Source organism: Micromonospora sp. I033, assembly GCF_053890995.1.
Genome location: NZ_JBSSLX010000245.1, coordinates 1 through 7,840, shown reverse-complemented (window position 1 = coordinate 7,840; position 7,840 = coordinate 1). Strand labels below are relative to the sequence as shown.

The 7,840-nt window shown below is 73.7% G+C and carries 8 protein-coding genes; 7 read left to right on the top strand and 1 reads right to left on the bottom strand.

Annotated features, from left to right (window positions below; translation table 11 throughout):
* Positions 1-103 precede the first annotated feature (103 nt).
* From ACW0Q9_RS26995 to ACW0Q9_RS26970, 6 genes are all read left to right on the top strand, one after another.
* Positions 104-520: a roadblock/LC7 domain-containing protein gene (locus ACW0Q9_RS26995; protein WP_456185994.1), complete on the top strand. Its 417-nt coding sequence runs from the start codon at positions 104-106 to the stop codon at positions 518-520.
* Entirely contained in the window at positions 510-899 is a 390-nt protein-coding gene (locus ACW0Q9_RS26990; RefSeq protein ID WP_456185992.1) for a DUF742 domain-containing protein, read from the top strand. Before ACW0Q9_RS26995 ends, ACW0Q9_RS26990 begins: the two co-directional genes overlap by 11 nt.
* On the top strand, positions 880-1,482 hold the full coding sequence (locus ACW0Q9_RS26985; protein ID WP_107078959.1) for a GTP-binding protein: 603 nt from the start codon (positions 880-882) through the stop codon (positions 1,480-1,482). The genes ACW0Q9_RS26990 and ACW0Q9_RS26985 overlap by 20 nt, the downstream gene beginning before the upstream one ends.
* 125 nt (positions 1,483-1,607) lie before the next feature.
* Positions 1,608-2,642 (top strand): lactonase family protein, encoded by a 1,035-nt coding sequence (locus ACW0Q9_RS26980; protein ID WP_456185990.1) that lies wholly within the window; start codon positions 1,608-1,610, stop codon positions 2,640-2,642.
* 177 nt (positions 2,643-2,819) lie between these two features.
* Positions 2,820-4,574, top strand: coding sequence for a substrate-binding domain-containing protein (locus tag ACW0Q9_RS26975; RefSeq protein WP_456185988.1), 1,755 nt, complete (start codon positions 2,820-2,822; stop codon positions 4,572-4,574).
* Positions 4,575-4,787: 213 nt separating this feature from the next.
* Positions 4,788-6,272: a sugar transferase gene (locus tag ACW0Q9_RS26970; RefSeq protein ID WP_456185986.1), complete on the top strand. Its 1,485-nt coding sequence runs from the start codon at positions 4,788-4,790 to the stop codon at positions 6,270-6,272.
* A 22-nt stretch (positions 6,273-6,294) separates the two neighbouring features.
* On the opposite strand, the gene ACW0Q9_RS26965 is transcribed toward ACW0Q9_RS26970, so the two are convergent.
* Positions 6,295-7,425 carry a PP2C family protein-serine/threonine phosphatase gene (locus ACW0Q9_RS26965; RefSeq protein ID WP_456185984.1) on the bottom strand — a complete coding sequence of 377 codons (1,131 nt, stop codon included), beginning with the start codon at positions 7,423-7,425 and terminating at the stop codon, positions 6,295-6,297.
* A gap of 95 nt (positions 7,426-7,520) precedes the next feature.
* Here ACW0Q9_RS26965 and ACW0Q9_RS26960 point away from each other — a divergent pair.
* The coding region (locus ACW0Q9_RS26960) for a MarR family transcriptional regulator (protein WP_456185982.1) at positions 7,521-7,840 on the top strand (320 nt) is incomplete at its 3' end.

Below are 7,840 nucleotides of genomic sequence, written 5' to 3'. Positions count from 1 at the left end.
GGGCCGACGCTCCGACCACCGACGCGGCCCGTGCCCGGGCCACCGAGCCCTCCCCGCCGGAGCCGGCTCCGGACCATCGAACCGCGACTGAGAGGGACGCCTAGTGGTGCACACGACGCGGCAGAACGCCGATCTCGACTGGCTGCTCGACGACCTGGTGGAGCGGGTGCCGGCCGCCCGCCAGGCGGTGGTGCTCTCGGCGGACGGCCTCCTGCTCGGCGCGTCCGCCGACCTGGAGCGCTCCGACGCCGAACACCTCTGCGCCCTCGCCTCCGGCTTCTCCAGCCTGGCCAGGGGGGCCACCCGGCACGTGGGTGGCGGCGCGGTCCGGCAGACCGTGGTGGAGATGGAGTCGGCGTACCTGTTCGTCACGGCCGCCGGGCAGGGCGCCTGCCTGGCGGTGGTGAGCGACGCCGACGCCGACATCGGCCTGGTGGCGTACGAGATGGCCATGCTGGTCATCCGGGTCGGCGAGAACCTCAGCACACCGGCCCGCACGGTGGCGACCGATGCGGGCTGAGTCGCCGGGCCCCCAGCACGAGTGGCTGGACGCCGCCGCCGGCCCGGTGGTCCGCCCGTACACCCTCACCGGCGGCCGGGTGCGCCCGCCGGTCGACGGCTTCGACCTGGTGGCGTTCGTGCTGACCACCCCGGGGGCCGACCCGTCCGGCGTGCCCGGTCTCCAGCCGGAGCACCGGCGCCTCGCCGACCTGGCCCGGCGGCCGGTGGCCGTGGCCGATCTCGCCGCCGACCTGGATCTCGCCGTCGGCGTGGTCCGGGTGCTGCTCGGCGACCTCCTCGCCCGTGGGCTCGTCACGGTGCGCCGGCCGCCGGCCGCCGCCCAGCTGCCCGACGACAACATCCTCAAGGCGGTGGTCAGTGGACTCCGTGCGCTTTGACCGGGAGCCGGCCGCGCCGCGGGTGCCGCTGGCTCTGAAGATCCTCATCGCCGGCGGCTTCGGCGCGGGCAAGACGACGCTGGTGAGCGCGTTGAGCGAGGTCCGGCCGTTGCAGACCGAGGAGGTGCTGACCGGCGCCGGCATCGGCACCGACGACGTCTCCGGGGTGGAGCAGAAGTCGACCACCACGGTGGCCATGGACTTCGGGCGGATCACCATCAACGACGATCTCCAGGTCTACCTCTTCGGCACCCCGGGCCAGGACCGGTTCTGGTTCCTCTGGGACGAGCTGGCGTTCGGGGCGCTCGGCGCCGTGGTGCTCGCCGACACCCGCCGGCTGGCCGACTGCTTCCCCTCGATCGACTACTTCGAGCAGCGGGGCATCCCGTTCGTGGTGGGGGTGAACTGCTTCGACGGGTCCCGCCGGTTCAGCCTGGAAGCGGTCCGCGACGCCCTGGACCTGGACCCGGACGTGCCGCTGGTGCTCTGCGACGCCCGGGACCGGCAGTCCGGGAAGCTGGTGCTGATCTCGCTGGTCGAGCACGTCGCGCGGCAGCGCGGCGAGCCGGTGCCGGTGGGCTGACCGCGATCCGCCACCGGTTCGGCGGAGCGGGCCCGTAAACCGGTGCCGGGAATGACGCCTAACCGGCCGGCTCCCCGGGAAGCCTCTGGTTGGATCGACGGTGGAGACGGCGGAAGGTGGGAGCGGTGACCGGGCAGGACGCGATCGTCCACATCGGGGGCTACACGGCGGAGACGGGCGGGCGGGCCGAGGGCATCGTCGCCGCCCGGCGCGACCCGGCGACCGGCGAGCTGACGCCGCTCGGCACGGTGGCGGTCACCCCGTCGCCGTCGTTCCTCGTCCGGCACCCGGCGCTGCCGGTGCTCTACGCGGTCAACGAGCTGCCCGAGGGGCTCCTCAGCGCCTTCCGGGTCGGCCCGGGCGGCGCCCTCGACCCGATCGGCGTACGCCCGACCGGCGGGGCGGAGCCCTGCCACCTGGCGGTCGCCCCGGACGGGCGGCACCTGTTCGTGGCGAACTACGGCGGCGGGAGCGTGACGGTGTTCCCGCTCGACGCCGACGGGACGCCGGGCGAGCGCAGCGACCTGGTCCGGCACGAGGGGCACGGCGCCGACCCGGAGCGGCAGGAGCAGGCGCACTGCCACATGGTCTCGCCCGACCCGGTCGGCGGGCCGCTGCTCGCCGTCGACCTGGGCACCGACTCGGTCTACCGGTACGACCTCGACGCCGCCTCCGGACGGCTGGTGCCCCGCGCCCCCCGGCTGCGGACCCCGGCCGGCGCCGGACCCCGCCACCTGGCCCGGCATCCGGACGGGCGGCGCTGCTGGCTGGTCGGCGAGCTGGACGGGACGGTCACCGCGTACGACCTGACCCCGGACGGGCTGCACCAGCGGGTCCGGGTGGACGCCAGCGGCCGGGTCGGACACGTGCAGCCCTCCGAGGTCGCCGTCGGTCCGGACGGGCGCTTCCTCTACGTGGGCAACCGGGGGGTGGGGACGGTCGCGGTCTTCGCGCTCGCCGGGGCGGCGCCCGAGCTGGTGGCCGAGGTGGACACCGGTGGCGGGTGGCCGCGGCACTTCGCCCTGACCGGCGGGCACCTCTACGTGGCCGACGAGCGGGCCGGCATGATCAGGGTGTTCCGGGTGGATCCGGGCACCGGGGTGCCCGAGCCGGTGGGGGAGCCGGTGCCGGTGGCCAGTCCCACCTGCGTCTGTCCGTGACCGGCCGGTCACCGAAGCACCGTCCGCAGTGGACTTTGATCACCTGGGATGACTGATCGCTCACTCAACGTGACCATTTGGCGATCAACTGTTTCTCCTGCGTAACTTTCGTCCGAACGGTTGTGGCAGTAACCCCACGAGATACGCAAGATGGTCACCGTGTCTGGCCGCCATCGCATGCGTTCTAACCTCCGTGGGGCAGGTGCCGTTGCCGCGGCGACGGCCCTCGTCGTCGTCGTAGCCGGCTCCTGGTTCGGCTATCAGCAGTTGGCGGGCCCGAACTGCTCGGGGCGGATCGAGCTGTCCGTCTCCGCGGCGCCGGAGATCGCCCCCGCCGTACGCGGGGCGGCGGACCAGTGGGTCGCCGACGGCGCGGCGGTCGGCGAGACCTGCATCGCCGTGGACGTCACCGCCGCCGAGCCGGTCGACGTGGCCGCCGCGGTGGCGAGCAAGCACGGCGCCACCCTGGCCGGGGTCGGTCAGGCCAGCGGGACGGCGGTCACGCCGGACGTCTGGGTGCCGGACTCCTCCACCTGGCTGCTGCGGCTCAAGAGCGGCGGCGCCACCGCCTTCGCGCCGGCCAACGGCGCCTCGATCGCGCGCAGCCCGGTGGTGGTCGCGCTGCCCGAGCCGGTGGCGTCCCGGATCGGTTGGCCGGACAAGAAGCTGCACTGGACCGACCTGCTGAAGCAGGTCACCGAGAGCAAGCCGCTGCGCGCCGGGATCGTCGAGCCGACCCAGGACGCGGCCGGCCTGTCCGGGCTGCTCTCGCTGACCGCCGCCGCCAGCGCCACCGGCGCCGCCGGCTCGCCGAAGGCGCAGGAGGCGATGGTCGGTGCGCTGCGGGCGCTGGCGACCAACCGCTCCTCGCTGCGGCAGGACCTCCTCGCCCGCTTCCCGCGCTCGTCCGACCCGACGGCCATCGCCAACGGGCTGGGCGCGGCGGCGCTGTCGGAAGAGGACGTGATCGCCTACAACAACACCAAGCCGCCGATCCCGCTGGCTGCGCTCTACCTCGAGCCGGCGCCGATTCCACTGGACTACCCGTTCGCGGTGCTGCCCGGCATCGAGCCGGCCAAGGCGTCGGCCGCCCGGGTGCTCTTCGAGGTGCTGCGCACCTCGGGCTTCAAGAACCGGCTGGCCGGGCAGGCGCTGCGCGCCCCGGACGGCAACTGGGGCGACGGGTTCCAGGCGCCGCAGGGCGCGCCGAGCCCGGCGAACGGCGGCGCGAGCGCCGTCCCGCCGTCCGGCCAGGGCGGCGCGGCCGACCTGGACCCGGTCGCCATCCAGAAGGCGACCACCACCTGGTCGGTGGCCACCCAGTCCGGCCGCATGCTCTGCGTCATCGACGTCTCCGGCTCGATGAAGAAGCCGGTGGCGACCGCCAACGGCGCCAGCCGGGAGCAGGTCACCGTCGCCGCCGCGAGCCAGGGCCTCGGGCTCTTCGACGACTCCTGGTCGATCGGCCTGTGGACCTTCTCCACCAACCTGAACGGCACCCAGGACTACCGTGAGCTGCTCGGGATCAAGCCGCTGTCGAGCAACCGCGGCCCACTCCAGCAGAGCCTGGCCTCGGTCCGGCCCTCGGACGGCGACACCGGCCTCTACGACACCATGCTCGCGGCCTACCAGAAGGTCCAGCAGGACTGGGAGCCGGGCAAGGTCAACTCGATCGTGCTGTTCACCGACGGCAAGAACGACGACGCCAACGGCATCTCGCAGAAGGCGCTGCTCGACAAGCTCAAGAAGCTGCGCGACGAGGAGCAGCCGGTCCAGGTGATCATCATCGGCATCGGCACCGAGGTCAGCCGCGCGGAGCTCAAGTCGATCACGGACGTGACCGGTGGCGGCTCCTTCGTCACCACCGACCCGAGCAAGATCGGCGAGATCTTCCTGCAGGCGATCGCGCTGCGGCCGCCGGCGCCGCGCTGACCCGAGACTCAGCGAACGCGTTCCGCCGTACCGGCAGATCCGGTACGGCGGAACGCTTCCCGGCCCTCGGGGCCGGAAGACAACTGACGGCAATACGTCCGAAGCAATCGGTAGCCATGATTGTCGAGGCAAGATGACCGGGTGCTCCGAACCGCAGGTTCCCCACCGGGACCGCGCGGCGCGGGGTCGTCCTGAGCGAAGTGGGGAGGGCCGGTGACCTCGGCGACGCTGTTGACCCCCGCCAGCACGTCGTCGCGACCGGGTGGCGACCGCCCCGGCCCGACGACGCGTGCCGCGGAGCGGGCCTACATCCGGGTCCTGGCGGTGCTGGACACCGCCGTGCTGGCCGTGGCCATCCTGGTGGGGTACGTCGCCCGCTTCGGCGAGGAGCCGCCCAGCGGCTCGAAGATCCCGTACGTGGTGGTCGCGCCCGCCCTGCTGCTGGTCTGGCTGATCTCGCTCAAGGCGATGCGCTGCTACGACGACCAGGTGCTCGGCTACGGCGCCGACGAGTACCGGCGGGTCAGCGCGGCGAGCCTGCGGCTGGCCGGTGGCATCGCCATCGCCGGGTACATCGCCGACGTCGGGGTCTCCCGGGGCTTCCTGGCCATCTCCTTCGCGGTCGGCACGATCGGCCTGGAGGTGGCTCGGTTCGCCGCCCGCAAGCGGCTGCACCGCGCCCGCGACCGCGGCGCCGGCTGGTCCCGCAAGGTGCTGGTGGTCGGCGACACCGCGCACGTGCTGGAGCTGGTGCACACCCTGCGCCGGGAACCGTACGCCGGCTACCAGGTGGTGGGCGCCTGCATCCCGGACGCCCTGCTCGCCCCGGTGCCGCAGCGGCTGGGTGACGTGCCGGTGGTCGGCTCGTTCCGGGGCATCCCGGAGGCGGCCACCGCGATCGGCGCCGACACCGTGGCGGTCACCGCCTCCGGCGAGCTCACCGCGACGAGGCTGCGCCGGCTGGGCTGGCAGCTCGAAGGCACCGGGGTCGACCTCGTGGTGGCTCCGGCGCTGACCGACGTCGCCGGCCCGCGCATCCACACCCGGCCGGTCGCCGGCCTGCCGCTCATCCACGTCGAGGCGCCCGAGTTCCGCGGTGCCCGCAAGCTGGTCAAGGGGCTGGTCGACCGCTCGATCTCGCTGGTCGCCCTGCTCCTGCTGGCGCCCCTGCTGGCGGTGATCGCGCTCGCCATCAAGCTGGACAGCCGCGGCCCGGTGCTGTTCCGCCAGACCCGGGTCGGCCAGGGCGGCAAGGAGTTCGGCGTCTTCAAGTTCCGCACCATGGTGGTCAACGCCGACGCCCTGCTGGCCGAGCTGGCCGCGCGCAACGAGACCGACGGCCTGATGTTCAAGATGCGCGACGACCCCCGGGTGACCCGGGTCGGCAAGCTGCTGCGCAAGTGGTCCCTGGACGAGCTGCCCCAGCTGGCGAACGTGCTGCTCGGCCACATGAGCCTGGTCGGCCCCCGCCCGCCGCTGCCCTCCGAGGTGGCCCGGTACGACGGCGACGTGGCCCGCCGGCTGCTGGTCAAGCCCGGCATGACCGGCCTCTGGCAGGTCAGCGGCCGGTCCGACCTGAGCTGGGAGGACGGCATCCGGCTCGACCTCTACTACGTGGAGAACTGGTCGCTCGCCGCCGACCTGACCATCCTCTGGAAGACCTTCGGCGCGGTGGTCAACAGCCGCGGCGCCTACTGACCGGGCGGGCGGCCGGGACGGGTCAGGGCTGCGGGCCGAGCCAGTCCAGGCAGACCACCACCGCGTCGTCGATCAGGTCGCCGGCCACGAAGGCGCGCAGGTCGCCGATGAGCGATCGGACAGCGTCCAGCGGCTCCATCGGCCCGGTCCGCCGCAGGAAGCGGTCCAGCGCCGTCTCGCCGTAGCGGATCCGTTCGGCGGTGGCGTCGATCACCCCGTCGCTGACCACGAAGAGCCGGTCGCCGCGGTGCAGCTGGAAGTGCTGCTCCCGGTAGTCGGTGCCCTCGAACATGCCGAGCGGGAACTGCTTCTCCAGGACCTGCTCGGTCACCTCGCCCTCGCGGAGCAGCACCAGGCGGGGCGAGCCGGCGTCGACCACGGTCATCGTGCCGGCGGCCAGGTCCAGCTCCAGCAGGAGCGCGGAGAGGTGCTGCTCCCCCCGGTGCAGCGCGTAGATCGCCTGGTCGGCCAGGGCCGCCTGGTCGGCCAGCCCCAGCTCGGCGCGGCGGGCGTTGCGCAGCGCGTGGGTGGCCAGCGAGGTGAGCATCGAGGCGGCCACCCCCTCGCCCGAGCCGTTGATCACCGAGAGCCAGAGCCGCCGGCCGTCGTCGGACCAGTCGAAGCCGTCGCCGCGCACGGCGTACGCCGGCTCCAGCTGGCCGGCCAGGCTGAACGAGGGGCGGATGCGGCTGCGCCCCGGCAGCAGCTCCCACTGCATCTCGGCGGCCAGGGTGAGCCGCTGGCTGCGCCGGGCGGTCAGGTAGATGTCGGTGGTGGCCGCCACGGCGGCCAGCTCGTGGCCGAGCGCGGTGGCGACGGCGTCCAGCTCGGCCAGGGCGGCCGGGTCGGCCGGCAGCGGCGAGAGCCGGAGCACGCCGCGCCGCTCGCCGCGCATCCCCACCGGGAACCAGCCGGCGCCCTCCGAGACGATCGGCTCCTGGTGGTCGAAGCAGCGCCAGGCCGGGTGGCCGGGCGTGACGATCGCCTCACCCCCGGTCAGCGGCAGCAGCGCGGCCAACCGGTAGTCGACCTGGTACAGCTCGGTGCGGGCGATCCCGTACGACCGTTCCAGCTCGGCGGCGAGCCGGTCGACGAGCTGATCCGTCGGCGCCTCGGTGAGGCTCCGCCGCGCCCGATCCTCCGGTCCGCTCATCTTTGCTCCTTTGCACAGGTCGTCGGCCTGTTGGGCCGGGTAGTCTCGGGCGCACCATGGCCGAAGAACTCGGTCCCCAGGGACCTGATCCGAGTATGGCCGCCGCGCTGGACGAGGCGGCGGGCACCCTGCTGGCTGTCTGGGAGGCGGCCCGGGAGCGGACCACGAGCCGACTCTCCGGCGCCCAGTTGCGCGCGGTCATGGTCGTCGAGCAGCACGACGGGATCAACCTGCGCCGGCTCGCCACGCTCACCGACATGCTGCTCTCCTCCGCCAGCCGGCTCTGCGACCGGCTGGTGGCGGCCGGGATGCTGGAGCGGGAGCCGGGCCGGTACGACCGGCGGGAGATCTCCCTGCACCTCACCCCCACGGCCACCCGGCTCCTCGCCGAGCTGCGGGCCGACCGCCGCCACCG

Excerpts from the sequence above, each read along its gene's own strand:
- ACW0Q9_RS26975 (WP_456185988.1), top strand. The coding sequence starts at position 2,820 with ATGCGTTCTAACCTCCGTGGGGCAGGTGCCGTTGCCGCGGCGACGGCC.
- ACW0Q9_RS26990 (WP_456185992.1), top strand. The coding sequence starts at position 510 with ATGCGGGCTGAGTCGCCGGGCCCCCAGCACGAGTGGCTGGACGCCGCC.
- ACW0Q9_RS26965 (WP_456185984.1), bottom strand. The coding sequence starts at position 7,425 with ATGAGCGGACCGGAGGATCGGGCGCGGCGGAGCCTCACCGAGGCGCCG.